Raw genomic sequence first — 24,966 nt, 5'->3', positions numbered from 1 at the left:
CTCGCGCCACAGCCCAACGGAATGGCCCGTGGGTGGGTGCGCTTTTCGTTCCCTATATGTTCATGTTGGGCGGAAATTTCAACCGCTTTCCTCCACCACCCGCGTCAAACGTTGCCGCAACGTCTCGACCAGCGCCGCCGGGCGGTAGGGCTTGGCCAGGAAGCCTGTGATATCGGCATTCCGGCCGCCTTCTTCCAGCGCCTCCCGCTACATCAGGTGCTCGGAATAGCCGCTCACCAGCACGGCCGGCAGCGACGGCAGGCGGCGGCGGATCTCCCGCAGCAGCGACACCCCGTCCATGCCGGGCATGGCAACGTCGGAGACCAGGATATCCGGCGCGAACCCCCCGGCCAGCAGGTCCAGCGCCTCCTCCCCATCCCCGGCGGCACGCACCTCCATCCCCTCCCGCCGCAGGACCTGTTCCGCCAGGCGGCGCAGCGGCGCCTCGTCCTCCACCAGCAGCACGCGCTGCCCGGCCAGCCCCTCGCGCCGCGCCTCCGCGGGGATGGACGCGGCGCCCCCATTCTCCGCCCGCGATGGAAGCAGCGCCGCCTCCTGGTGGCGGGGCAGGTAGATCCGGAAGCTGGCCCCCTCCCCCGGTCGTGACACCACCTGAAGCACGCCGCCCGACTGGCGGACGATGCCGTGCACCGTGGCAAGGCCCAGCCCCGTGCCACCTTCCGCCGAGCGCGTGGTGAAGAAGGGCTCGAAGATCCGCCCCAGCACGCCGGGCGGGATGCCCGGGCCGTTGTCGGAAACCGACAGCATCACCCAGCGGCCCGGCGGCAGCAGGTCCGGGATGCCCGGCTCGGCCTGCAAGGCCAGCCGCGTGCCCGTGGCGATGGTCAGGCAGCCCTCCGCCTGCGGCCGCCTCGCCATGGCCTGCATCGCGTTGCTGGCAAGGTTCAGCACCATCTGATCGAGCTGCACCGGATCGGCCAGGATCGCTCGCCCCGGCGCATCCAGCTGCCAGCGCAGGCCGACGCGCCGCCCCGTCATGGTACGCAGCAGGGGCTCCAGCCCCGTCACCGCCTCGTCCAGCAGGACCACGCGCGGCAGCAGGGGCTGCCGCCCGGCCAGGGCCAGCAGGCGCCGGACCAGTGCGGCGCCACGGTCGGCGGCCGCGAGCAGCGCCTCCAGCGCCGCGTTGCGTTCCGCTCCATCGGCCTGGGCTTGGAAGCGCAGGTCCTCCGCCGAGGCGACGATGATGGCGAGGATATTGTTGAAGTCGTGTGCCACGCCGCCGGCGAGCTGACCGAGGGCGCGCAGCCGCTCCCCCTCCTCCGCCTGCCTCCGGAAGCGGTGGTGCTCCGCCAGATCCTGCAGCAGAAGCAGTCGCTGCCCGCCCGGAAGGAAGCGCAGGCGGCACGAGACCGGCCGCGGCTCCCGCCCCTCCCCGCCTTCCAGCATCCCCTCCAGCGGCACCAGCCCACCTCCGGCCAGCCAGGCGGCGAAGCGGACGGGCGAGGAGAAGAGCCGCGCGGCCGGCAGGTCCCGGCCCAGCGGCAAGGCAGCCAATGCGCGAAAGGCCGGGTTGGCCGCACGGACCGCCCCCTGCTCGTCGAGCAGGGCCACCGCCTCCTGGATCGCGCCGCACAGGGTCTCGATGGCACTTTCCCAGCCCTGGCCCGCCGCGGCCGGCCGAACCGTCTTCCAGGGAATCACATCCGGCCCTGTTCTGATTGCGGGACGATCATGATCAAATGGCCGTTATAAGCGCAATAGTTACATTACATCATTCAAACATAATCTTGGGTTGTGCCCATGCCGCCGCAGTGGGTGCGCCGGCCGAACGGGTGGCGAAGCGCCCTCAGCGCCCGCCGCGCCGGCGCCAGACGAAGGCGATGATCTCCGCCACCGCCGCATAATGGTCGGGCGGGATCTCCCGCCCCAGTTCCAGCTTGTAGAGCGCCCGCGCCAGGGGCGGGTTGGGCACCAGCGGCACGCCTGCCTCCCGCGCCGCCTCGCGAATCCGCCCCGCCATGGAATCCATCCCCTTGGCCACCACACGCGGAGCGCCGGAATCCTTCTCATAGGCCAGGGCCACCGCGTAATGCGTGGGATTGGTCACCACCACCGTGGCCCTGGGCACCGCCGCCATCATCCGGCGCCGCGAGGCCTGTTGCCGCAACTGCCGCTGCCGCGCCTTCAGGTGCGGGTCGCCCTCGCTCTCCTTGTGCTCCTCCTTGAGGTCCTCGCGGCTCATCCGCATGCGGCGGAGGTGCCGGAAGCGCTCCCAGCCGAAATCCCCCAGCGCCACGAGGCCGAAGGCCAGCACCGCCGCGGTGGCGAGGCCCCGCATCTCCTCGCCCGCCACCGCGAGCAGTTGTGCGGGTGAGGCCTGCATCACCGAACGCAGCCGCGTGGGATCGTCCAGATTCCACCACAGGGCCAGCCCGACCAGCCCCAGCTTCAGCAGGGCCCGCAGGAGCTGCCCCGCCCCCTCCACCCCCAGGACGCGCTTCACCCCGGCCAGCGGGGAAAGCCGCGAGAGCTGCGGCACCAGCCCCTTGGCGCTGAACAAGCCGCCAGTCTGCAACAGCGTGGCCGCCACTGCCCCCAGCGCCGCCGCCGCCGCCACCGGCAGCACCGCCAGCAGGGCATCCCGTCCCAACCCGGACAGCGCCTCCGCCGGCAGCACCGCATGGCTGCGGGAGAGCAGGGCCTGCAGGCTGCGCAGCATCGACATGCCCGCCGCCGGCAGGGCCAGGCTGGCAGCCAGCACGGCGCAGGCCAGCGAGGCGAAGCCCGCCATCTCCCGCGATACGGCGACCTGCCCTTCCTCGCGCGCCTTCTGAAGGCGCCGCGGCGTCGGGGCCTCCGTCCTGTCCTCGGCCTCCTCGCTCATCCCGTCACAGCCCCGGCAGCCCGGCCCAGGAAGCGGCCAGCGCCGCCAGGAAACTGTCCAGCAGCGGCCGCGCCACCAGCCCCAGCAGCACCATCCCGCCCAGGATCTGCGCCGGGCTGACCAGGATGTTCACCTGGAGCTGCGGCGCCACGCGGGCGAGCAGCCCGCTGGCGAGGTTCACCAGAAACAGGCCGAGCAGGAAGGGCGAGGCCAGCCGCAGCGCCAGGGCGAGCATCGCAGCCCCGGCCCCGGCCATGTCCGCCGCCGCCGCGCCGGCCGGCCAGGGCGCGCCGGGCGGCAGCACCTCGTAGCTGCCGGCCAGGGCGCGCAGGGGCTGTGCGTAGAGGCCGGTGGAAAGCACCAGCACCGCCGTCGCCAGGCTGCCCAGCCGCCCCAGGATCGCCGTCTGCGCCCCCATCTGCGCATCCGGGGCCAGCACCGAGGCGAGGCCCATCGCAAGGGCCACGATCTGGAAGGCGGCGGACAGCGCCATCGCCACCACCCGCGCCAGGCCGCCGATCCATAGCCCGACCAGCAGCTCCGTCACGACCAGCCGCAGCGTGCCGGGAATGTCCTCCGGCTGCGGCGGAAGCTGCCCCGCCAGGAGTGGCAGCAACAGCGGCACCAGCGCCAGCGCCACGGCGAGGCGGATGCGCACGGGCACGTCCGCCTCCCCCAGCCCCGGCGCGATCATCGCCGCCGCGCCCAGCCGCGACAGCAGCAGCACCGACTGGAAGGCCAGCACCGGCAGGGAGCGCAGCAGCTCGGCCTCGGTCACGGCGGGCTTTCCCCGTCCCTCGCCTGGCTCAGTGCGCGCCGCCCAGCGCCACCATCTGGTCGAACAGCGTCGCGGCATAGTTCTGCAACGCATCGACCATGAAGGGGCCCAGGACCAGCAGCGCGCCGCCGCAAACGGCCAGCTTGGGCAGGAAGGCCAGCGAGGCCTCCTGCACCTGCGTCATGGCCTGGAACAGCGCCACGACCAGCCCGACCAGCAGGATGCCGCCCAGCAGGGGCGCGGCCAGCTGCACCGCAACCCACATGGACTCCCGCAGCGCGGCGGACAGGATCTCGCTTTCCACGATGTTCTCTTCCCTTCTGGAAGCGGGGGGAAGCGGATGCGTCAGATCGGCATCCGCATGATGTCCTGATAGGCGCTCACCATCCTGTCGCGCAGCGCCACGGTGGTCTGCAGCGACAGCTCCGCCTTGGAAACGGCGAGGACCACGTCGGTGACGTTGCCCTGTCCGCTGAGCGCCTGGGCCGAGGCCGCGTCGGCGCGGTGGCTGATCTCCACCGCCCCGTCCATCGCCTGGCGTAGCGCCGCGCCGAAGCCGGACAGCGGGTCGCCCCCGGCCTCCGCCGAGCCCGGGCCGCCGGCGCTGCGATAGGCGGTGATGGCGAAATTCGCGGAAACCGGATCGCTCATCCGCGCAGCGCCTCGATGGTGCGGGACAGCATCCCGCGCGAGGTTTCCATGACGCTGAGATTGGCGCTGTAGGAGCGCTGGGCCTCGCGCATGTCCATCATCTCCACGAAGCTGTCCACGTTCGGCACGGAGACGTAGCCATTGGCATCCGCCGCGGGATGCGAGGGCTCGTATCGCTTCGGCAGCTCGCCATTGTCGCGGCCGACGCGCGAGACGCTGACGAGGTCCGTGCCGCTGGCGCGGTCGAGATGGTTGGCGAAGCTCACCGTCTTGCGGCGATAGGGTTCGGCGCCCGGCGTCAGGCCGGTGCTGTCGCGGTTCGCGATGTTCTCCGCCACCACCCGCAGGCGCGTGGCCTGGGCATTCATGCCGGCGGCGGAAATCCGCAGCGCGCTGTCGAGATCCAAGGCCTTCTGCTCCTCTCAGCGGCCCAGGGCTCAGCGCCCCAGGGCTGTCTTGAACATGCCGAGCCAGGATCGGCGCAGCCCCGTCGCGAGCTGGTGCGCCGTTTCCGTGTCGGCGACCTTCATCGCCTGCTCCTCCAGCGACACGGCATTGCCGTCCGGCGTCTCCTCCACGGCGCGGCGCTCCGCACGCACCCGCGCCGGGCCGCTGCCGGCGCCCGGCGGCTGAAGATGGCGGGCATTGGTGCGCGCGAGCGCCGGGCCACCCTTGCTGGCCAGGAGATCGGCGAAGGGCGTGATGTCGCGGGCGCGGTAATGCGGCGTGTCGGCATTGGCGACGTTCTGCGACAGCACGGCCTGGCGCTGGTCGAGCCATTTCAGCCGCTGCTCGGACAGGGCGATGGGGTCCCGCCCGAGCGGGCCCGTGGCGGCGGTGTCGCGTCGCGTCGGTTCCATGGCGCGCAGCCTAGGCGGGAGGAGATGAAGACTCCGTCAACGCCGCCCGGCAGGCGCGCAACCCGCCGTTAAGGCATCGCCGCCAGAATGCGCCTCCGGAACTCCCCCCGCAGGCAAAAGGCCGCGCAAGACAATGCCTCCCTCCCTCTCCCCCTGGCTGCCCGCCCTGGCCGCGCTCGGCGCGGTGCTGCTGCTGCTCTGGCTGCTGGCGCGCGGCGCGCGGCTGACCGGCCTCGCCGCGCCCTCCGGCAAGCGCCTCGGCGTGCAGGAGGTGCTGGCGCTCGACACGCGCCGCCGACTCGTCCTGCTGCGCGTGGACGGGCGGGAGGTCCTGCTGCTGACCGGCGGCCCGCAGGACAGCGTGCTGGGCTGGCTGCCATGAGCCGCGCCCCGCTCTTCGCGGCGGCCCTCGGCGCCGCGCTGCTGCTGGCTGGGCCCGCTTTGGCGCAGTCGGTCTCGCTGGATCTCGGCCAGGCGGGGCAGCCCGGCGCCACCGCGCGCCTCGTGCAGCTCACCGCGCTGATCGGCCTGCTGTCGCTGGCGCCGTCGCTGCTGGTGATGGTCACCGCCTTCGCGCGCATCACCATCGTGCTGAGCCTGCTGCGCAGCGCCATCGGCGCGGCCAACGTGCCGCCGAATCCGGTGCTGATCGGCCTGTCGCTCTTCCTCACCTTCTTCGTCATGCAGCCGGTGGTGGAACGCGCCTGGGAGGACGGCATCCAGCCGATGGTGGAGGGAAGGATCGGCGAGATGGAGGGGCTGGAGCGTTCCGCCGAACCTTTCCGCAGCTTCATGGCCGCCAATGTGCGCGAGGGCGACCTGTCGCTCTTCCTCGACCTCGCCGGCCTGGCGCCGCCAGGGGGGGATGCCGGAAAGACGCCCGGAAAGGCGATCGAGGCGCCCTGGCGGGCGCTGGTGCCCGCCTTCATGGTCGGCGAGCTGCGCCGGGGTTTCGAGATCGGCTTCCTGGTCTTTCTGCCCTTCCTGGTGATCGACCTCGTGGTGGCCTCGCTGCTGATGTCGCTGGGCATGATGATGCTGCCGCCCAGCGCCGTGTCCCTGCCCTTCAAGATCATCTTCTTCGTGATGGTGGATGGCTGGCGGCTGATCTCGGAAAGCCTGGTGCAGGGCTTCGCGAACTGACGGCGAATCATTTGTTCATCGAATGAGAATCGGTCTTAACATTGGGTGTTGCGTCGCCCTTGCCTGCCGGGAAGGTAGGGCTGTACAGAATGTTATAATATAACCTAGGAAGCCCTATGCCCCCCTGCCTTCCCGCCCTCCATCGCCGGAGAGCCAGCCTGTCGCGGCTCTCCCTGCCACCGCTCCTGACCGCCCTGTTTCTCGCCGGCACCACGGCCGCTCCCGCCCGCGCGGACGATGCGCCGGGGCAAGAGACGCCGGGGACCAGGGAGCCGGCCTGCGAGGACGGGGCGAGCCTCACCCCCGGCGCCTGCCTGGAAGGGCAGGTGCTTCTGGACAGCTTCGCCAACACCCGGGGCGGCGTGCATCGCGGGGTCGCCGCGCTCGGCCAGCTCTCGCTGGGGACGGATCTCGATCTCGGCACGCTGGCGGGCTGGCAGGGCTGGACCGCCCGCGCCTCCGCCTATGGCATCGTCGGACGGCAGCCCTCGCCCAGCCTGATCGGCAGCCTCAGCTCGCTCAGCAACGCGGAGGCCGTGCCTACCTTCCGCCTGTCCGAGCTCTGGGTGCAGCGGGAGGTCGAGGGAATCGGTTCCCTGCGCATCGGCCAGATCGCGGCGGATACCGAGTTCTTCACCGCCGCCGCGGCAGGCAGCCTCACCAACGGCACCTTCGGCTGGCCGATGGGCATCTCCTACGCCCTGCCCTCGGGCGGGCCGGGCTATCCCTTCGCGGCGCCGGGCATCCGCCTCGCGCTGGGCGATCCGGAGGGCGGCAACGGCTTCCGGGCGGCAATCATGACCGGCGACCCGGGCGGCAAGTACGGCGCCGGCACCGATCCGCAGCGGCACAACCGCTACGGCACGAACTTCTCCTTCGCCGGCGGCACCTTCTACATCGCCGAGGGCGTGGTGGGCGCGGCGGCGCCGGAGGACAGCAAGCAGCGCCCCTGGGTGGCGAAGCTGGGCGCCTGGTACCACAATGGCGGCTTCGACGATCAGCGTGGCGATCCCGGCATCTATTTCGCCGAGCCCACCAGCACCAATGCCTCGGTCGATCCCCTGGCCAATGGCGGCGTGCCGCGCAAGCCGAACAACTACGGCCTCTACACGGTGGGGGAGGTGACGCTGTGGCGGGGCGCGGCGTCGAACCTCGCCAGCTTCGCCCGCCTGTCCTTCACGCCCGGCGGGCGCAACCTGTTGGACTTCTACGGCGATGCCGGCCTCGCTTGGCACGGCCCCTTCGGGCGGAAGGACGATACGGCCTCGATCGGCCTCGCCTATGCCCAGACGGGCGCCGCCGGGCGCGACCTGGACCGGGCGCTGCGCGCGCTCACCGGCCTGCCGCCGACCCGGAACCGGGAAATGGTGCTGGAGGCGAACTACGAGGCCGCCGTCACCGACCACCTCGCGATCCGGCCCGGCGTGCAGTGGATCTCCCACCCCGATGCCGGCATCCCGGACGAGCGCTACCGCGACGATGCGCGGCTGCGTGACGCGGTGGTGCTGGAACTGCGCCTCGCCGCCAAGCTCTGACCGGGACGGGCCGCCGGCTGGCGGCCCTCCCCGGGATCAGGCGGGGATCAGCAGCGGCTCGGAACGGGGTCCAGCTTCTCCAGGGCCCCGTTCAGGGTGAACTCGCCGAAATCCATCTTCATGTCGTCGGCCACGCCATTGGCGTAGTAGCGAAGCCCCACCTCGTAGTCGGGCGAGGCGGCGCCGCCGGCATCCTTGCCGTCCGGCTTGCCGAAGAAGGCGATGCGCATGCGGCCACTTCCCTGGTTGGCCAGCAGCGGAAAGCGTGGCTTCTCCTGGGGCTTGCCGTCCCAGTTCAGGATGAAGGTGGTGCTGTCCTGCGATCCGTCCTCGCTGGTGCCGTCCATCAGCGGGGCGAGCATCATGCGGCGGCCTTCCACCGCCGTGTCGATCGCCTTGATGGTGTGCATCATCGGAAAGAGCGTACCCGGCGGCATGCGGGCCTCGCTGGCCTGCGGCTGCTCGTAGCGGATGGTGCCCGAGCCGTCGGCCTCACGCGTCGCCTCGCCAACCACGCGTTGGCTGACCGCCCCGCCGCTGCTCTGGGTCATGGAGAAGCGGAGGGTATGGCCGTCCTTGCTCTCATAGGTCGAGTAGTCGGAGGCCGTGTCGATCTGCTGCCCGTCCCGGTTCAGGATGCGCAGGGTCAGCCGCTGGCGGGTGGTCCAGCCGTCGCAGGCGTCGAGCACCTCGAACAGCATGGCTCCCTGCACCCCGGCGACGTCGCTGTTCTCCCGCGTCTTCTCCAGGGTCAGTCGATAGGCCGCCCGGTGCGCCGCCATGTCCTGCACCCCCGGCAGATGGGCCGTGGCCGCGGCCGGGGGCTTGGGCGCCTGCGCCCCGGCCGGAAGGGCGACCAGGAGGCAGGGAGCCGCCAGCAGGGCCAGGGCCCCGAGGGGGGCGAGGCGCAGAACGGGGCGCAGACGCATCAGGCGGTTCCTTCGTACAGCATCTGCCAATCTAGGCCTTCGCCGCGCCGCCGGAAGCCTCCGCCGTGTCCTTCGATGTTTCCTTCTGTGTCTCCCCCTGGCCGGCGGGCTTTCCGGCGGGCTTGGCGGGCGGCAGGTCGAGCCTGATCGACAGCTCCTTCAGCCGAGCCGGCTCCACCGGGGCCGGGGCGTGCATCATCAGGTCCTCGCCCTGCTGGTTCAGTGGGAAGAGGATGACCTCGCGGATGTTCGGCTCGTCGGCCAGCAGCATCACGATGCGGTCGATGCCCGGCGCCGAGCCGCCATGCGGCGGAGCACCGTAGCGGAAGGCGTTCAGCATGCCGCCGAAGCGGTCCTCGACCTGCTCGGCGGTATAGCCGGCGATCTCGAAGGCCCGGATCATGATGTCCGGCCGGTGGTTGCGGATGGCGCCCGAGGACAGCTCGATGCCGTTGCAAACGATGTCGTACTGGAAGGCCTTGATCTCCAGCGGGTCCTTCGAGTTCAGCGCGTCGAGCCCGCCCTGCGGCATGGAGAAGGGGTTGTGGCTGAAATCGACCAGCCCCGTCTCCTCGTTCAGCTCGTACATCGGGAAGTCGACGATCCAGCAGAAGCGGAACTCGTCCTTGGCGATCAGCCCCAGCTCCTCGCCCAGCTTCGTCCGCACCTTGCCGGCGAACTTGGGCGTCTCGTCCTTCTTGCCGGCGGCGAAGAAGACGGCGTCGCCCGGCCGCAGGCCGCAGGCCTCGCGGATCGCCTCGACGCGCGCGGCCTCCAGGTTCTTGGCGATCGGCCCCTTGGCGCCGTCGGCCGCGAACTGGATGTAGCCCAGCCCGCCCGCGCCCTCGGCGCGCGCCCATTCGTTCAGCTTGTCGAAGAAGCCGCGCGGGTTGCCTGCCGCGCCCGGCGCCGGGATGGCGCGCACGATGCCGCCCCCGGCCACCACCTTGGCGAAGAGGCCGAAGCCGGAATCGCGGAACTGCTCGGTGACGTCGGTGATCCGGATCGGGTTGCGCAGGTCCGGCTTGTCGGAGCCGTATTCCAGCATCGCCGTGTCGTAGGCGATGCGCGGGAAGGGCGCGGGCGTGACCTTGCGCCCCGCCCCGAACTCCTCGAACACGCCATGCATCACCGGCTCGATGGCGGCGAAGACGTCCTCCTGCGTGACGAAGCTCATCTCGAAGTCGAGCTGGTAGAACTCGCCCGGCGAGCGGTCGGCGCGCGCCGCCTCGTCGCGGAAGCAGGGCGCGATCTGGAAATAACGGTCGAAGCCCGCCACCATGGCGAGCTGCTTGAACTGCTGCGGCGCCTGCGGCAGGGCGTAGAACTTGCCCGGATGGTTGCGCGCGGGCACCAGGAAGTCGCGTGCGCCCTCGGGGCTGCTGGCGGTCAGGATCGGTGTCTGGAACTCGGTGAAGCCCTGATCGATCATGCGGCGGCGGATGGAGGCGATGACGCCCGCGCGCAGCATGATGTTGCGGTGCTGCTTTTCCCGCCGCAGGTCGAGGAAGCGGTAGCGCAGGCGCAGGTCCTCGGGGAATTCCTGGTCGCCGGCCACCTGGATCGGCAGCACCTCGGCGGCGGACTGGACCTCCAGCTCGCGCACCCGCAGCTCGATTTCGCCGGTCGGCAGCTTCGGGTTCACGGTGGAGCCCTCGCGCATCACCACCTCGCCGGTCAGCGTCACCACGCTCTCGGGGCGCAGCGCATCGGCGGCCTCGAAGACCGGCGAGCCCTGGGCCACGACGCACTGGGTGATGCCGAAATGGTCGCGCAGGTCGATGAAGAGCAGGCCGCCATGGTCGCGCTTGCGGTGCACCCAGCCCGAGAGCCGGGCGGTCTTGCCGGCATCGGCGGCGCGAAGGGCGCCGCAGTTGTGGGTGCGGTAGGCGTGCATGGGAGGAAAACCCTGGATCATTCGAGAAGGGGTGGCAGGAAGGGCGGCGGGGCGCGCCCTGTCAAGCCTCCCCGCCACCGCCGCCGCCGGGAAAGCCGGGCGGCAGGCCTGCCCCCCCGCCCCGGCAGTCCCCTCCGGCTCCCGTGGCGGCGACCATCGGCCGCCCCGGGGACTGCCCCCAGGCCATCCGTTGCCCCGCGCCGGACCGGTGTCCCCGCCCCAGCCCCCATGCCGGAACCGCAACGCTTCCTGCCGATGCCCGGTGGACCTCGCCCGGGACCGCTCCTAGAAGGAGCCGATGAGCCGCCGTTCCACGCCGCCGGACCCCGCGCCCGTCCTGGTCACCGACACCGACGCCCTCGCCGCCCTCTGCGCCCGGTTGCGCGAGGAGGATTTCGTGACCGTGGACACGGAATTCATGCGCGAGAAGACCTACTGGCCGGAACTGTGCGTGGTGCAGCTGGCGGGTGAGCGCGACGTCGCGGTGGTGGATGCCCTGGCCCCGGGGCTGGACCTCGCCCCGCTGGGCGAGCTTCTGGCCGACGAGCGGGTGGTCAAGGTCTTCCACGCCGCCCGGCAGGATGTGGAGATCTTCCTGCTCCGCTTCGGCAATACGCCGCGGCCCATGTTCGACACCCAGATCGCCGCCATGGTGGCCGGCTTCGGCGATCAGGCTTCCTATGACAGCCTGGTCCGCGCCCTGGCCCATGCGCAGATCGACAAGGCCCACCGCTTCAGCGACTGGGCGGCCCGTCCCCTTTCCCCGGCCCAAATTGCCTATGCCGCCGCCGACGTGACGCATCTGCGCCGGGTCTACCGCGCCCTGCGCGAACGGCTGCAGCGCGAGGACCGGCTGGACTGGGTGGGGGAGGAGATGTCCGCCCTGACCGACCCCGCCAACTACCGCACCGATCCGGAGACGGTCTGGGAGAAGCTGCGCCCCCGCACCAGCAACCGCCGCTTCCTGGCCGCCCTGCGCGCCGCCGCCGCCTGGCGGGAGCGCGAGGCGCAGCGGGTGAACGTGCCGCGCCAGCGGCTGGTGCGCGACGAGAGCCTGCTGGAGATCGCCGCCACCATGCCGCAGGACGCCGCCGGCCTGGCCCGGGCGCGCGGCGTGTCCGAGGGCTTCGCGCGCGGCAAGTCCGGCGCCGGGCTGCTGGCCGCCCTGGCCGAGGCCCGCGACCTGCCGGACGAGGCGCTGCCCGAGCTGGCACGGGAAAAGCAGGGGCCGCCGGCCTCCCCGGCGCTGGTCGCGCTGCTCAAGGTCCTCCTCGCCGCCAAGGCGGAGGAGCACAGCGTGGCGCCCAAGCTGATCGCCAATGGCGAGGATATCGACCGCATCGCCTGCCGTGAAGGGGAGCAGGTCCAGGCCCTGTCCGGCTGGCGCCGCAAGGTCTTCGGCGAGGATGCCATGGCGCTCTGCTCCGGCCGTCTCGCCCTGGGGGTGGACGGCAAGCGGATCCGCCTGATCCCGGCCCGGTAGAACCCCGCCGCACCGGCGGCGCGCTTGGCGGGCCGGCAAATCCGCCGGCCCTCATCCGCCCCGCAGGCACTCTCCCGGCCAAACCTTCTCCCACCCGGTGCGTTGGTCGCCCAGAGCTTGGGGAAGGCCCCTGGCATCAGGGAAGCGAGGTTCATGCCATGGATGAAGACCGGATCATCGGCGCCGCGAAGCAGGGCGCCGGCCGCCTGCAGAGCGCCACGGGCGAGCTGATCGGCGACAGCCGGATGCAGGCTCGCGGCGACTACTACGAGGCCGAGGGCCGTGCCGAGAACGCCCTGGGCGGCCTGGCGGACACGATCCGCGAGCAGCCGCTGACCTCCGCCCTGATCGCGGTCGGCATCGGCTGGCTGATCGGGCGGCTCCGCATCATCTGACACGGCACGCCCCGGCGCTGCCTTACCAACGCGCGGCGCCGGTCACGGCCGCCGCCACCCGAGGCAGCGCAAGGCGCCTCCCCCTCGCGGGGGAGGCCGGATCGCGGGACGTGGGGTCCCGCGCCGGCTTCCTGGCCCGGATGGCGGTGCGGGAGCCGCTCATCCGGGCCCTGCCGCCTGTGTTCCGTCCTGTTTTCCGCGCATCCTTGCGATTCTGGAGACACACCCTGCAGAACAGCGGGGTTGTTGCAGTTGTGAGAACGAGCCTGTGTGCCGTTCCGCCACATCACGCGTTGCAGGCCATACCTCACCATGATGTGGCCCGATGCCCGACCCGTCTTCCGCTATCCCTGCGTCATCCTCCCCGGCGCCAGCCATGGCTTCCAGCCCGGTCGGCCTGTCCGCGGCCCAGGGTGCCCGGCAGGTCCCTCCCCCGGCCCAGGTTCCCCCGCCCTACAGCCCCGACCTGAAGCACCTGCTGACCATCGTGGTCGCCGTCGTGGTGGTCAGCGCGCTCTACCTGGCGCGCGAGGTGCTGATCCCGATCACCCTGGCCATCCTGCTGTCCTTCGTGGTGGCGCCGATCGTCGGCCTTCTCCGCCGCCTGGGCCTCTGGCGCACCCCGGCCGTGCTGGCGGCGGTGCTGCTTGCCATGAGCGTGATCCTGGTGCTGGGCAGCATCATCGGCCTGCAGATCGCCGGGCTGGCGCAGGACCTGCCGCGCTATCAGGTCACCATCCAGCGGAAGGTGGACACGGTGCAGGGCACCGCCCTGGGCTGGGTGAACGATTTCGTGCGGCAGATCGACCATGCCCAGCCGGGCACGCCACCCGCCGCCACGCCCGGCGAAGGCACCCGGCCACTGCCGGTGGAGATCCAGCAGGGCCCGCCCTCGCCCATGGAACTGGCGCAGCGACTGCTCTCGCCCGTGCTGGGACCGCTGGAGACGGTCTTCATCGTCTTCATCGTCGCCATCTTCATCCTGCTCCAGCAGGCTGACCTGCGGGACCGGCTGATCCGCCTCTTCGGCTCGGACGACCTGCACCGCACCACCGTGGCCCTGGACGACGCGGCCAAGCGCCTGTCGAAGTACTTCCTCGCCCAGCTCGCCATCAACGGCTGCTTCGGCGCCTTGGTGGCGGCCGGGCTCTTCTTCATCGGCGTGCCGAGCCCGCTGCTCTGGGGCATCCTGGCCGCGCTGTTCCGCTTCATCCCCTATGTCGGCGCGCTACTGGCCGCCGCCCTGCCCATCGCCCTGGCCGCAGGTGTCGATCCCGGCTGGAACATGGTGATCTGGACTGCCGCCCTCTTCCTGGTGACGGAACCCATCATGGGCCAGGTGGTGGAGCCGATGGTCTATGGCCACAGCACCGGCCTCTCCCCCGTCTCGGTCATCGTCGCGGCGATCTTCTGGACCTGGCTCTGGGGCCCGATCGGCCTGATCCTGGCCACACCCCTCACCCTCTGCCTCGTGGTGCTGGGCCGGCATGTGGAGCGGCTGGAATTCCTTGACGTCATGCTGGGCGACCGGCCCGCCCTGACGCCCGCGGAGAACTTCTACCAGCGGATGCTGGCCGGCGACGCGGACGAGGCCCAGGCGCAGGCCGAGAGCCTGCTGGAGGACCGGCCCCTTTCCTCCTACTACGACGAGGTGGCGCTCAAGGGCCTGCGGCTGGCGGCCAACGACGCGCAGCGCGGCGTGCTGTCCGAGGCCAAACTGCAGCAGATCCGCGACACGACCTCCGTCCTCGTGCAGTCCCTGGCCGAACAGGAAGACCGCGACCCGACGCCGCCCGAGGAACGCAGCGCTGTGGAGGAGCAGAGCGTGGCGGAAAAGGCCCTGCCCCGCCGCGCCGCTCCCGCCGTGGTGCTGCCGCCGCCGGAATCCTGGCCCGAGGCCTGGCGTGGCGAGGGCGCGGTGCTCTGCCTGCCCGGACGCGGGCCGCTCGACGAGGCGGCCTCCGCCATGCTGGTCCAGATCCTGGGCCGGCACGGGCTGGGCGCGCGCCTGCTGCCGCACGAGGCGGTTTCCCGCACCGCGATCGGGCGGCAGGATTTCTCGGGCGTGGCCATGATCTGCCTGTCCTACCTGGATATATCCGGTAGCCCGGCGCATCTCCGCTACCTGCTCCGCCGGCTGCGGCAGAAGGCCCCCGGCGCACCTGTCGTGGTAGGCCTCTGGGACGCGCAGGACGAGGTGCTGCGCGACGCCGCCCTGCGCGGCGCCATCGGTGCGGAGCACTACACCACCTCCCTCGCCGAAACCGTCACCGCCTGCCTGAAAACCGTTCGCGCCGCGAGCCAGGTGCCGGAGATGGCCCCGGCAGCGGAGTGAGGCGCAGGCGGTCTGGACGTTGCGCTTCCCGGCCGTCCCCGGGAGCAAGGCTCTGCCTCGTCCCCGAGACCCCCACTCCGCCGGGGACCGAAGCCGGTCCCCGGACCCCGGGCTTTCAGTGGTTCCGGTGGCGGTTGTCAGCCTGCGCCCCGATCCCCGGGCGCAGGTGGATCGGCGGGGCTCCCGAAAAGAAGGACATCCCGGCCGCGCTTTTGGCGCCCGCAGTCGCCGGAGAGCCAAACTCTCCGGCGCGATCAGGCATCAGCGGGCGCCAACGAAAACGGATCCAGGGCGCGCAGCGTCCTGGCGGAGAGGGTTCGGGGAAGGCGGCAACTCCCCCGGAGAGCCACGGCTCAGAGAATGAACCGGCTCAGATCGGTACTCGCGGCCAGGGCGCCAACCTTCTCCCGCACATAAGCGGCGTCGATGGCGACCTCCTGCCCGGCACGGTCGGCGGCGGTGAAGCTCAGCTCCTCCAGCAGCCGCTCCAGCACGGTGGCGAGGCGGCGGGCACCGATATTCTCTACCCGCGCGTTGATGTCCGCCGCCATGTCGGCGATCGCGTCCATCGCATCCTCGCCGAAGCTCAGTCGCACGCCCTCGGTGCCGAGCAGGGCGACATACTGCTTGGCCAGCGAATGCTCCGGCTCGGTCAGGATGCGGCGGAAGTCGTCGCGCGTCAGCGCGCTCAGCTCCACGCGAATCGGCAGGCGGCCCTGCAGCTCCGGCAGCAGGTCTGAGGGCTTGGCGAGGTGGAAGGCGCCCGAGGCGATGAAGAGGATATGGTCCGTCTTCACCGGCCCGTGCTTGGTGTTCACCGTGGTGCCCTCGATCAGCGGCAGCAGGTCGCGCTGCACGCCCTCGCGGCTCACGTCGCCGCCACGGAAGCCCTCCGTGGTGCGGGCACAGACCTTGTCGATCTCGTCGATGAAGACGATGCCGTGGTTCTCGGCATGGGACAGCGCGTCGCGGGTCAGCTTCTCCTGATCGAGCAGCTTGTCCGCCTCCTCCCGCACCAGCAGCGGACGCGCGTCGGCGACGTGCATCTTGCGCGGGCGCTGGCGGCCGCCGAACATCTTGCCGAGCATCTCCTGCATGTTCGCCATCTGCGCGCCGGGCGGCATGCCGGGGATGTCCATCATGCCGACCGGCGTGCCGCCGCCATCGGCGACCTGGATCTCCACTTCCTTGTCCTCCAGCGATCCCTCGCGGAGCATGCGGCGGAACTTCATGCGCGTCTCGCCCGAGGCGCCCTCGCCCACCAGGGCGGTGACGATGCGCTCCTCGGCGTTGACCTCGGCCTTGGCCTGCACGTCGCGCCGGGCGGTGTCGCGCACCTGCACGATGGCGGCCTCCACCAGGTCGCGCACGATCTGCTCCACGTCGCGGCCGACATAGCCGACCTCGGTGAACTTCGTGGCCTCGACCTTGAGGAAGGGCGCGTTGGCGAGCTTGGCGAGGCGGCGGGCGATCTCCGTCTTGCCCACGCCGGTCGGGCCGATCATCAGGATGTTCTTCGGCACCACCTCCTCGCGCAGCCCTTCAGGAAGCTGCTGGCGGCGCCAGCGGTTGCGCAGCGCGATGGCCACGGCGCGCTTGGCGTCGCCCTGGCCGATGATGAAGCGGTCGAGCTCCGAAACGATCTCGCGCGGAGACAGGTTCACGGGCTCGGCCGCGGCGGGGGAGTTGTCCAGCGGCATGGTCACAGGGTCTCCAGCACGAAGCGGCCGTTGGTATAGACGCAGATATCGGCGGCGATGGTCATGGCGCGGCGGGCGATCTCCTCCGCGTCCAGCCCCTCCACCGGCATCAGCGCGCGGGCGGCGGCGAGGGCGTAGTTGCCGCCGGAGCCGATGCCGATGATCTGGTCCTCCGGCTCCAGCACGTCGCCCTGGCCGGTGATCAGCAGGGAGCGGTTGCTATCCGCCACGGCGAGCAGCGCCTCCAGCCGCCGCAGGTAGCGGTCGGTGCGCCAGTCCTTGGCAAGTTCCACCGCCGCGCGTTCGAGCTGGTCGGGAAACCGTTCCAGCTTGGCCTCGAGGCGTTCGAGCAGGGTGAAGGCGTCCGCGGTGGCACCGGCGAAGCCGGTGATCACCCGGCCGCCGGCGATGCGGCGGACCTTGCGGGCGTTGTTCTTGACGACGGTCTGACCCATGGACACCTGGCCGTCGCCGGCCATGGCCACCTTCCCGTCCTTGCGGACGCAGAGGATGGTGGTGCCGTGCCAACCGAGGGGGTCACGAAGAGGGTCGTGGTTGGAATGCTGTTGCATGGACCGCGATGTGGCGATCCCCGCGCCGCAGCGCAATCCGGGGGGTGGGGCGGAACGCAGGGCAGGGTCGCAGTGCCGGAAGGGCTCGGTCTCCTCCGGCCAGGGCGCCGCCGGATTCCCCCCGGAACACCGCCGGAACTGTCCCGGGAAGGCCCTGGGCGGAGCGCAGAAGGCGGGTGCGGAAGAGGCGCCGCTGTGCTTTGCTGCGCCCCCTGGCGGTGCCGGCACCCCCTTCGCCAGGCGGGCGGCCCTGGCCGTCGCCTTCGGGGACCAACCTTTCGGGGTGGCGCCGCCGACTGGCTTCCGGACGGACGCGGCGCGACAGGAGGCCGGACAGGGTCCCGGATGGATCAGCCTGTGGGGTCAGGTCCGGCCGAGGGCGCCTTGATGAGAAGGCCTGGGGTCATGGATGTCCCCGGGCGGGTGGAATGGGGCACGATGCCGGGCAAGGTGAGCCGGAATCTCTTGGTCAGGACAGGCTGCGGAAGTTGAATCGCATGCGCGTGCAACGGCTCGCCCCGGTCCTGCCGGCCATGACCCTGCGTCAGCCTCCCGGCCTGCTGCCCGCCCCGCCCCCGCTGCCACCCGGTGGCGGTCATGGCGCGCCGGCGCGACCGCCCGCGCCCGCCCGCCCGCCATCCGGCGGCAAGCGGCCGGAGGATCGTGGCTGGCGCCGCTGGCGGCGGCCGGCCTTTCTCGCCTCGGCCCTGCTCCATGCTGTCCTCCTTCTGGCCCTGCTGCTGACCTGGCAGGGGCGGGAACAGCCGACACCCTTGCCCGAGGCCGGCGTGCCGGTGATCTTCGAGGATGCCGGGGACGCGCAGCGGACCGCACGGCCGCAGGAGCCTCCCTCGGCCCCCATGCCGCCGCCGAGCCCCGAAAGCGCCGCCCCGCCGCCGCCCGCCCTGGCCGAGGCGCCGCGGCCGGAAGCCGCCCCGCTGGCCCCGCCGGCCGAGACCCCGCCCGTGCAGGCGCCGCAGCCCGAGCCCACCCCGCAGGCGCAGGAGGCCCCGCCGCCCCCCGCCCCGCCGCCGCCGCTTCCCACCCCGCCCCAGCCACGCACGGCCGAACCCCCGCCGCCGCAGCCGCCCACGGTCGCGGAGGAGCTGCCGCCACCGCCGCCTCCCGCGCCCCCGGCGCCGCCCCGCCCGGCAGCTCCCGCGCCCGCCCGGCCGCCCGCGCCGCATCGCGCGCCCTCGCCCTTCGCCGGGGCGCTGGACCTCAGCCGCGGCCCGGCGGTGAACCTGTCCCAGGCCGTGCCGCGCCCGAACATCCGGCCGAACGCCACCGGCCAGGGCCGCGGGCTCGACCTGTCCTTCAACACGCCCTCCCCGCGCGCGCCGCGCGCCGCCTCGCCCTCCGACCTCGGGACCTCGGTGAGGATCCAGGGCGCCAATCCGGGCGCCGACTGGATGGCCGCCTTCCGCGCCTGGCTGGACCGGAACGGCTACTACCCGCAGATGGCCGCCATGGCGGGGGAGGACGGCACCGCCACCGTGCGCTTCACCGTGCTGAAGAACGGGCGGGTGCAGGACCTGCGGCTGGTCAGCCGGTCCGGCTCCAAATGGCTCGACATGGGCGCGCAGGCCATGCTGCGGGACAAGACCCTGCCGCCCTTTCCGGAAGGGACCAGGGCCGACAGCACGGAGATCACCCTGACCATCGACTACATCCTGATCCGCCGCTGAACCCATGCCGGCCCGGCCTCCTGCCGGATGCCGGCGGGCGGCGGCTTTCCCTGGCCGCGCCTCCCTCTTCCCCCGGTTGCCCCCTCGGGACTAAACGGACGCCATGAATGCCGTCCCCGCTCCCCTCGCCCCCCGCATCGCCGAGATCGTCCGCGAGACGGGCGAGACCGCCATCACGCTCCGCCTCGACCTCGACGGCACGGGACAGGCGGAGATCGCGACGGGCATCGGCTTCTTGGACCACATGCTGACGGCGCTGGCCCGCCACGCCATGTTCGACCTCAGGGTCGAGGCGCGGGGCGACCTGCATGTGGACTTCCACCACACCACCGAGGATGTCGGCATCGTGCTGGGCCAGGCGCTGCGCCGCACGCTGGGCGAGAAGCGCGGGATTCGGCGCTACGGCCATGCCGTGGTGCCGATGGACGAGGCACTGGCCGAGGCGGCGATCGACCTTTCGGGCCGCCCCTTCCTGGTCTGGCAAGTGCCCTTCGAGCGCCCGAAGATCGGGGAGATGGACACGGAGCTGTTCGAGGAGTTCTTCCGCGCCCTTTCCTCCAACGGGCTCTTCGCCCTGCATGTGATGCTGCGGCACGGGCACAACGCGCACCATGTCGCCGAGGGCTGCTTCAAGGCCGTGGCCCGCGCGCTGCGCCAGGCGGTGGAGCCCGACCCCCGCGCGGCGGGGGCGATCCCCTCGACCAAGGGAATGCTGGAGGCGTGATGCGGGTCTTCACCATCCACACGCCGCCCCGCACCTCCGTTCCCGTCACGGGCATGGCGCCCCGCGCGGCGGAGCCCGTGCTGGTGCCGGAAGGCTTCTCCTTGGCCGCCTTTCTGTTCGGCCCGCTCTGGTTCCTGTTCAAGGGCCTCTGGTGGGGCCTGCTCGGCTGGATCGTGCTGGCCGTGGCCATCGCCTTCCTGCCCGGTGCCTCATCCTCCTGGGCCGGCCTCGCCCTGGCGCTGCTGACTGGCTTCCAGGCCCGCGACGTGCAGCGCTGGACGCTGGCGCGGCGCGGCCTGCCGGAATCCGGCGTGGTGGCCGGGGCGGACGAGGAGGTGGCGCTGCTGCGCCTGGGTGGACGATCCCCGGCCGGGAGGCCCGCATGAGGATCGCCGTCATCGACACCGGGGCGGGCAACCTCGCCTCCGTGCTGCGCGCCTTTCGCCGGGCGGCCGGGGAGGCCGGCCTCGCGGCGGCGATCGACGTCACCACCCGGCCGGAGGATGTCACGGCGGCGGACCGCGTCGTGCTGCCGGGCCAGGGTGCCTTCGCCGCCACCCGCCACGGCCTGGACGCGCTGCCGGGCATGGAGGAGGCGCTGCGCGAGGCAGTGGAGCGGCGGGGCCGCCCCTTCCTGGGCATCTGCGTCGGCATGCAGCTGATGGCCGAGCGCGGGCTGGAGCACGGCAGCCATCCCGGCCTGGGCTGGATCCGGGGCGAGATCGCGCCGATGGACCCGGTCGGGCCTGATGCCTCCCCGCTGCCCCTGCCGCAGATGGGCTGGAACGGGCTGGACCTCGCGGCCCCTTCGCACCCGCTTCTGGCCGGGGTGGCGCCCGGGGAGCACGCCTATTTCGTGCATTCCTACGCGCTCCGCGGTGGAGCGGCCGGGGAGCTGCTGGCCAGCGCCGGCTATGGCGGGCCGGTCTGCGCCATGGTGGGGCGCGACAACCTCGCCGGCACGCAGTTCCATGTGGAGAAGAGCGGCGGCCTCGGCCTGCGCATGCTCGGCAACTTCCTGCGCTGGTCTCCGTGAACGGTCCCCTGCCCAACCCCATGCACGAGCTTTCGGTGGAGCGGGTCGATTCGCTGGACGAGGCCGACCTCGCCGAGCTCTGCGAGGCGACCGACGCCGCCATCGCCGAGGGCGGCGGCTTCGGCTGGATCATGCCGCAGGGGCGCGAGATCCTGGAGCGCCATTTCCGCGGCGTGATGCTGGTGCCGGAGCGGGAGCTCTTCGTCGCCCGTCTGGATGGCCATCCGGTCGGCAGTGCCCAGCTCATGCGCCCGCCCCGCAACAACGAGGCCCAGGCCTGGGCCGCCCAGCTCAGCCACGCCTATATCGCCCCCTATGCCCGCGGCCACGGCCTCGCGCGGCTGCTGATGCGGCGGGTGGAGGAACGGGCGGCGGCGCTGGGCCACCGGGTGCTGAACCTCGACGTGCGTGCGACGCAGCATACCGCCATCGCGCTCTTCGAGGCCTGCGGCTATATCCGGTGGGGAACCCACCCCGCCTATGCCCGGGTCGAAGGCGCCACCGTGCCCGGCCACTACTACTACAAGCTGCTGGAGCCCGGGCGGGGCCGACGCGGAAAGGACCGGATGTGAGCCTGACCATCTACCCCGCCATCGACCTCAAGGGCGGCCGTGTCGTCCGCCTCCGCCGCGGCGAGATGGACCAGGCCACCGTCTACAGCGAGGACCCCGCCGCCCAGGCCGCCAGCTTCGCCGGCGCGGGCTTCCGCTGGCTGCATGTGGTGGACCTGGACGGCGCCTTCGCCGGCCGCCCGGCCAATGCGGCGGCGGTGCGCGACATCCTCGGCGCCACCTCGCTGCCCGTGCAGCTCGGTGGCGGGGTGCGCGACATGGCCACGCTGGAATCCTGGCTGGAGGCCGGGGTGGCGCGGGTGATCCTGGGCTCCGCCGCCGCCAAGGACCCGGATTTCGCCCGTTCCGCCTGCCGCGCCTATCCCGGCTGCGTCGCCATCGGCATCGACGCCAAGGGCGGCCACGTCGCCACCGAGGGCTGGGCGGAGGTCGGCGAGATGACGGCGCGCGAGCTGGCGCTGCGCTTCGAGGATGCCGGTGCGGCCGCCATCATCCACACGGATATCGACCGCGACGGCATGCTGGGCGGCGTGAACGTGGAGGCCACGGCGGCGCTGGGCGCGCGGCTCACCACCCCGGTCATCGCCAGCGGCGGCGTCGCGGGGGTGGAGGACATCACCGCCGTGCGCGAGGCCGGGACGATCGAGGGCGTCATCGTCGGCCGCGCCCTCTATGACGGCCGCCTGACCCCGGCCCAGGCGCTGGCCGCGGCAGGCTGAGCGCCGCGTGCCAGCCGGTGGCGGACGCCCCGCCCGCCCCGCCCTACGCGCTGGCGGCCTTCGACTTCGACGGCACGCTTGCCGACAGCTTCCCCTGGTTCGCCGGCGTGTTGAACGGGGTGGCGGACCGCTACGGCTTCCGCTGCACCCGGCCGGGCGAGGCGGAAGGGCTGCGCGGCCTGGAGGCGGGCGCCATCCTCGACCACCTCGGCGTCGCGCGCTGGAAGCTGCCCTTCATCGCGCGGCACATGCGGCGCCTGGCGGCCCGTGACGCCGACGCGCTGCCCGCCCCGCAGCGATCCGCTGCTGGCGCGTCAGTCGAGGATGCGGATCACCGCCTCGATCTCCACCGGCACGTCGGAGGGCAGCGAGCCCATGCCGACCGCCGAGCGGGCATGGCGCCCGCGCTCGCCCAGCACATCGACGAACAGGTTGGAACAGGCGTCGATCACCTTGGGCTGGTCGCCATAGCCCGGCGCGGCGTTCACCATGCCGAAGACCTTCAGCACCTCCACCTTCTCCAGGCTGCCCGCCGCCCTGGCCACGGCCAGGATATGCAGCCCGCAGAGCAGGGCGGCCTTGCGCGCCGCCTCCAGGTCCAGGACGGTGCCGACCTGCCCGGTGATCAGCGAGCCGTCTGCCAGCCGCGGCACCTGGCCGGAGATATAGACCGTGTCCCCCGCCCGCCGGAACGGCACGTAGGAGAAGAGCGGCTTGCCCAGCACGGGCAGCTCGTGGCCGAGTTCGCGGAGCTTCGCTTCGGCGTCCATCGTTTCTCTCCCGGCCTCAGCGCGTCATGCCGCGGGCCGGGATCGGCCAGGAGCCGACCACCTCGCCATCGCGGGCGAAGACCACCTCGTCATGCAGGTTGGTCACCACGCAGGTGTGGTTGGGGATGATCCGCACGCGCTCGCCGAGCTCCGGCTTCTTCGCGCAGCGGCTGACATCCACCGTGCCGTGCTCCTCGTTCACGCGGGTGATCACCGCATCCGGGTAGTCGGGCATCAACCCGTAGCCCGGCCCGACCTCGGGCGCCACCATGTCGCTGGACAGGGTCTTGGAGCCGCAGTCGAGGATCGCGCGCCCCTCGGCCGGGCGGCTGATCACGGTGGCCCAGACCACCATGGCGCAGTCGTCCAGCGTCGCCGCGCCGGCGCCGACCATGGCGCGGTCGTTGTAGATGTAGGTGCCGACCCGCATCTCGTCGATCGGCGCGACCTCGTGCACCGCCCAGGCACCGGGCGAGCCGCCGCCGGAGAGCATCGGAATCTCCAGCCCCGCCGCCGCGAAGGCCGGCCGCGCCTCCTCCAGGAAGACCCTGGTCTGCGCCGAGGTCGGATAGGTCATCAGCCCGTCGAAGCGCAGCCCCGGCGTCGCCGCGATCTCCTTCGCCAGCGCCAGCGCCTCGCCCACCGTCTCGACGCCGGTGCGCTTGTTGCCGCTGTCGAATTCCACCACCACGCCGATCTCGGCGCCGCTCTCGCGCGCCGCCTGCGCCGCCGTGGCCAGCGCCAGCGGGTTGTCCACCGCGACCCGCATCCGCACCCGCTTCGCCAGCGCCGCGAGCCGGTGCGCCTTGGCCTCGCCGATCAGCGGATAGGAGATGAAGATGTCGTCCAGCCCGGCATCGGCCATCACCTCGGCCTCGCCCAGCTTCTGGCAGGTGATGCCCTTCGCCCCCAGCTCCACCTGCCGCTGCGCCAGGCGCGGCAGCTTGTGCGTCTTGATGTGCGGGCGCAGCGCGATGCCATGCGTGTCGCAGTAGTCCTGCATCCGCTTCAGGTTGCGCTCCATCACGTCGAGATCCACCACCGGCACCGGGGTTTCCAGCTCTTCGACCCGCATCCGCCCATCCTTTCCGCAGCCCGCACCCGGAAGGGCCGGGAAGCGGCCGCCGGGATGCGTCCCCCGGGGATAGAGGGCCATCGCCCCGGCCTCAACCCCGCATCGCCCCGGAGGCAGCGCCTGCGGCAGGCACCCCGGCCCTGCCGCCTGTCGCGCGGATGCGATGGCTGGCATGGTGGACTCCGGTGCGCCGCCGGGCGAAGCCAGGCGCCGCGCCACCGGCCGCCCAGCGGCCACGCAACCACGGAGAAGGCCCGCATGGAGATCGTCACGGCCGATATCGGCGGCACCAATGCCCGCTTCGCCATCGCAGAGGTCGAGGGCGGCCGCGTCCTCTCCCTCGGCGAGCCGGTGGTGCTGAAGACCGCCGAGCATGCCAGCCTGCAGACCGCCTGGGAGGGTTTCGCCCGCCATCTCGGCCGCCCCACGCCGCCCGAGGCCGCCATCGCCGTCGCCTGCCCGGTGGACACGGAGGTGCTGAAGCTCACCAACAACCCCTGGGTGATCCGCCCGGCGCAGCTTCCCGCCCAACTCGGGGTGGAGCACATCACCCTGATCAATGATTTCGGCGCGGTGGGCCATGCGGTGGCCGCGGTCGGGCCCGAACACCTCGCCCATCTCAGCGGCCCAGACGGGGGCCCGGACCAGCCCCTGCCGGAAAGCGGCACGATCAGCGTGATCGGCCCGGGCACCGGCCTCGGCGTCGCGCTGGTGCTGCGGCGCGACGGGCATGTCCATGTGATCGAATGCGAGGGCGGCCACATGGACTTCTCCCCGGTGGACCGGCTGGAGGACGGGATCCTGCAACGGCTGCGCGACCGCTTCCGCCGCGTCTCCTCGGAGCGTGTGGTCTCCGGCCCCGGCCTGCTCAACATCTACGAGGCCCTGGCCGCCATCGAGGGCCGCGCCCCCACCCATGGCACCGACACCGCCCTGTGGCGGGCCGCCACCTCCGGCGAGGACGCCCTGGCGGCGGCGGCGCTGGAGCGCTTCTGCCTCGCCTTCGGCACCTTCTGCGGTGATGTCGCCCTGGTGCACGGCGCCAAGGCGGTGGTGCTGGCCGGCGGCATCGTGCCCCGCATCGCCAACCGGCTCGCCGTCTCGGGCTTTGCCGACCGCTTCACCGCCAAGGGCCGCTTCGAGACCAACATGGCCGCGATCCCGGTGAAGCGCATCACTCACCCGCAGCCCGGCCTCTACGGCGCCGCCGCGGCCTTCGCCATGCACCACGCGCGGTAGGGGGTGCTTCCCCCGGC

26 protein-coding genes and 1 pseudogene are annotated in these 24,966 nt (G+C 72.0%); 14 read left to right on the top strand and 13 right to left on the bottom strand.

Annotation, left to right across the window (positions count from 1 at the left end; all coding sequences use genetic code 11):
- Positions 1-207 precede the first annotated feature (207 nt).
- From CTJ15_RS21150 to CTJ15_RS21120, 7 genes are all read right to left on the bottom strand, one after another.
- Positions 208-1,665, bottom strand: coding sequence for an ATP-binding protein (locus tag CTJ15_RS21150; RefSeq protein ID WP_099781959.1), 1,458 nt, complete (start codon positions 1,663-1,665; stop codon positions 208-210).
- Positions 1,666-1,810: 145 nt separating this feature from the next.
- Positions 1,811-2,848: a flagellar biosynthesis protein FlhB gene (locus CTJ15_RS21145; RefSeq protein ID WP_019462665.1), complete on the bottom strand. Its 1,038-nt coding sequence runs from the start codon at positions 2,846-2,848 to the stop codon at positions 1,811-1,813.
- 4 nt (positions 2,849-2,852) lie between these two features.
- On the bottom strand, positions 2,853-3,626 hold the full coding sequence (locus CTJ15_RS21140; protein WP_075821400.1) for a flagellar biosynthetic protein FliR: 774 nt from the start codon (positions 3,624-3,626) through the stop codon (positions 2,853-2,855).
- A gap of 28 nt (positions 3,627-3,654) precedes the next feature.
- The gene (locus CTJ15_RS21135; protein ID WP_019462663.1) at positions 3,655-3,930 is read right to left on the bottom strand and encodes a flagellar biosynthetic protein FliQ; all 276 of its coding nucleotides are present in this window, start codon (positions 3,928-3,930) and stop codon (positions 3,655-3,657) included.
- 41 nt (positions 3,931-3,971) lie between these two features.
- On the bottom strand, positions 3,972-4,277 hold the full coding sequence (gene fliE / locus CTJ15_RS21130) for a flagellar hook-basal body complex protein FliE (protein WP_099781958.1): 306 nt from the start codon (positions 4,275-4,277) through the stop codon (positions 3,972-3,974).
- On the bottom strand, positions 4,274-4,684 hold the full coding sequence (gene flgC, locus CTJ15_RS21125; RefSeq protein ID WP_019462661.1) for a flagellar basal body rod protein FlgC: 411 nt from the start codon (positions 4,682-4,684) through the stop codon (positions 4,274-4,276). Before flgC ends, fliE begins: the two co-directional genes overlap by 4 nt.
- Positions 4,685-4,714: 30 nt before the next feature.
- Complete coding sequence (locus tag CTJ15_RS21120; RefSeq protein WP_019462660.1) at positions 4,715-5,137, bottom strand: flagellar basal body protein; 423 nt, start codon at positions 5,135-5,137, stop codon at positions 4,715-4,717.
- Between the two features lie 133 nt (positions 5,138-5,270).
- On the opposite strand from CTJ15_RS21120, the gene CTJ15_RS21115 reads away from it, so the two are divergent.
- The 3 genes from CTJ15_RS21115 to CTJ15_RS21105 all read left to right on the top strand — a co-directional run bounded on the left by CTJ15_RS21115 (position 5,271) and on the right by CTJ15_RS21105 (position 7,815).
- Entirely contained in the window at positions 5,271-5,519 is a 249-nt protein-coding gene (locus CTJ15_RS21115; protein WP_019462659.1) for a flagellar biosynthetic protein FliO, read from the top strand.
- Positions 5,516-6,280 carry a flagellar type III secretion system pore protein FliP gene (gene fliP, locus CTJ15_RS21110; RefSeq protein WP_075821397.1) on the top strand — a complete coding sequence of 255 codons (765 nt, stop codon included), beginning with the start codon at positions 5,516-5,518 and terminating at the stop codon, positions 6,278-6,280. The genes CTJ15_RS21115 and fliP overlap by 4 nt, the downstream gene beginning before the upstream one ends.
- Before the next feature lie 116 nt (positions 6,281-6,396).
- The gene (locus CTJ15_RS21105) at positions 6,397-7,815 is read left to right on the top strand and encodes a carbohydrate porin (protein ID WP_099781957.1); all 1,419 of its coding nucleotides are present in this window, start codon (positions 6,397-6,399) and stop codon (positions 7,813-7,815) included.
- A gap of 47 nt (positions 7,816-7,862) precedes the next feature.
- Here CTJ15_RS21105 and CTJ15_RS21100 read toward each other — a convergent pair whose 3' ends face one another.
- Both CTJ15_RS21100 and aspS read right to left on the bottom strand, forming a co-directional pair.
- The gene (locus CTJ15_RS21100) at positions 7,863-8,744 is read right to left on the bottom strand and encodes a cell envelope integrity EipB family protein (protein ID WP_058389271.1); all 882 of its coding nucleotides are present in this window, start codon (positions 8,742-8,744) and stop codon (positions 7,863-7,865) included.
- Positions 8,745-8,775: 31 nt separating this feature from the next.
- Positions 8,776-10,641 (bottom strand): aspartate--tRNA ligase, encoded by a 1,866-nt coding sequence (gene aspS, locus CTJ15_RS21095; protein ID WP_019461939.1) that lies wholly within the window; start codon positions 10,639-10,641, stop codon positions 8,776-8,778.
- 298 nt (positions 10,642-10,939) lie between these two features.
- Between aspS and rnd the strand changes: the two genes are divergently transcribed.
- The 3 genes from rnd (at position 10,940) to CTJ15_RS21080 (ending at position 14,854) form a co-directional block, all read left to right on the top strand.
- A complete protein-coding gene (gene rnd, locus CTJ15_RS21090) occupies positions 10,940-12,124 on the top strand; it encodes a ribonuclease D (RefSeq protein ID WP_099781956.1) in 1,185 nt (394 codons plus the stop codon).
- Positions 12,125-12,282: 158 nt separating this feature from the next.
- Positions 12,283-12,519: a CsbD family protein gene (locus CTJ15_RS21085; RefSeq protein ID WP_019461941.1), complete on the top strand. Its 237-nt coding sequence runs from the start codon at positions 12,283-12,285 to the stop codon at positions 12,517-12,519.
- 376 nt (positions 12,520-12,895) lie between these two features.
- Positions 12,896-14,854 (top strand): AI-2E family transporter, encoded by a 1,959-nt coding sequence (locus CTJ15_RS21080; protein ID WP_075822072.1) that lies wholly within the window; start codon positions 12,896-12,898, stop codon positions 14,852-14,854.
- A gap of 353 nt (positions 14,855-15,207) precedes the next feature.
- Here CTJ15_RS21080 and hslU read toward each other — a convergent pair whose 3' ends face one another.
- Together hslU and hslV are read right to left on the bottom strand one after the other, a co-directional pair.
- Positions 15,208-16,554 carry an ATP-dependent protease ATPase subunit HslU gene (gene hslU, locus CTJ15_RS21075; protein WP_075822071.1) on the bottom strand — a complete coding sequence of 449 codons (1,347 nt, stop codon included), beginning with the start codon at positions 16,552-16,554 and terminating at the stop codon, positions 15,208-15,210.
- A gap of 2 nt (positions 16,555-16,556) precedes the next feature.
- On the bottom strand, positions 16,557-17,126 hold the full coding sequence (gene hslV, locus CTJ15_RS21070; RefSeq protein WP_019463355.1) for an ATP-dependent protease subunit HslV: 570 nt from the start codon (positions 17,124-17,126) through the stop codon (positions 16,557-16,559).
- Positions 17,127-17,623: 497 nt separating this feature from the next.
- Here hslV and CTJ15_RS21065 point away from each other — a divergent pair, with 497 nt between their 5' ends.
- The 7 genes and pseudogenes from CTJ15_RS21065 to CTJ15_RS25370 form a co-directional block, all read left to right on the top strand.
- Complete coding sequence (locus CTJ15_RS21065) at positions 17,624-18,814, top strand: energy transducer TonB (RefSeq protein ID WP_099781955.1); 1,191 nt, start codon at positions 17,624-17,626, stop codon at positions 18,812-18,814.
- Positions 18,815-18,917: 103 nt separating this feature from the next.
- Positions 18,918-19,538 carry an imidazoleglycerol-phosphate dehydratase HisB gene (gene hisB, locus CTJ15_RS21060; RefSeq protein ID WP_058389046.1) on the top strand — a complete coding sequence of 207 codons (621 nt, stop codon included), beginning with the start codon at positions 18,918-18,920 and terminating at the stop codon, positions 19,536-19,538.
- Complete coding sequence (locus CTJ15_RS25180; protein WP_075822648.1) at positions 19,538-19,924, top strand: DUF2628 domain-containing protein; 387 nt, start codon at positions 19,538-19,540, stop codon at positions 19,922-19,924. The genes hisB and CTJ15_RS25180 overlap by 1 nt, the downstream gene beginning before the upstream one ends.
- Complete coding sequence (gene hisH, locus CTJ15_RS21050; RefSeq protein ID WP_019461455.1) at positions 19,921-20,574, top strand: imidazole glycerol phosphate synthase subunit HisH; 654 nt, start codon at positions 19,921-19,923, stop codon at positions 20,572-20,574. Before CTJ15_RS25180 ends, hisH begins: the two co-directional genes overlap by 4 nt.
- Before the next feature lie 20 nt (positions 20,575-20,594).
- Positions 20,595-21,146, top strand: a complete 552-nt coding sequence (locus tag CTJ15_RS21045) for a GNAT family N-acetyltransferase (RefSeq protein WP_019461456.1) — start codon at positions 20,595-20,597, stop codon at positions 21,144-21,146.
- A gap of 2 nt (positions 21,147-21,148) precedes the next feature.
- Positions 21,149-21,865: a 1-(5-phosphoribosyl)-5-[(5-phosphoribosylamino)methylideneamino]imidazole-4-carboxamide isomerase gene (hisA, locus tag CTJ15_RS21040; protein ID WP_026033256.1), complete on the top strand. Its 717-nt coding sequence runs from the start codon at positions 21,149-21,151 to the stop codon at positions 21,863-21,865.
- A gap of 17 nt (positions 21,866-21,882) precedes the next feature.
- A pseudogene (locus CTJ15_RS25370) lies at positions 21,883-22,080 on the top strand (hypothetical protein); the annotation flags it as partial.
- 99 nt (positions 22,081-22,179) lie between these two features.
- On the opposite strand, the gene CTJ15_RS21030 reads toward CTJ15_RS25370, so the two are convergent.
- Both CTJ15_RS21030 and CTJ15_RS21025 read right to left on the bottom strand, forming a co-directional pair.
- Entirely contained in the window at positions 22,180-22,635 is a 456-nt protein-coding gene (locus CTJ15_RS21030; protein ID WP_099781954.1) for a RidA family protein, read from the bottom strand.
- Between the two features lie 16 nt (positions 22,636-22,651).
- Positions 22,652-23,710, bottom strand: a complete 1,059-nt coding sequence (locus tag CTJ15_RS21025; protein WP_099781953.1) for a D-TA family PLP-dependent enzyme — start codon at positions 23,708-23,710, stop codon at positions 22,652-22,654.
- Positions 23,711-23,968: 258 nt separating this feature from the next.
- Between CTJ15_RS21025 and glk the strand changes: the two genes are divergently transcribed.
- On the top strand, positions 23,969-24,949 hold the full coding sequence (gene glk / locus CTJ15_RS21020) for a glucokinase (protein WP_099781952.1): 981 nt from the start codon (positions 23,969-23,971) through the stop codon (positions 24,947-24,949).
- Positions 24,950-24,966 lie beyond the last annotated feature (17 nt).

The sequence above is a fragment of the Roseomonas sp. FDAARGOS_362 genome (genome assembly GCF_002754815.1).
GTDB classification, from domain to species: domain Bacteria; phylum Pseudomonadota; class Alphaproteobacteria; order Acetobacterales; family Acetobacteraceae; genus Roseomonas; species Roseomonas mucosa.
This window is presented reverse-complemented; position numbering and strand designations above follow the sequence as displayed.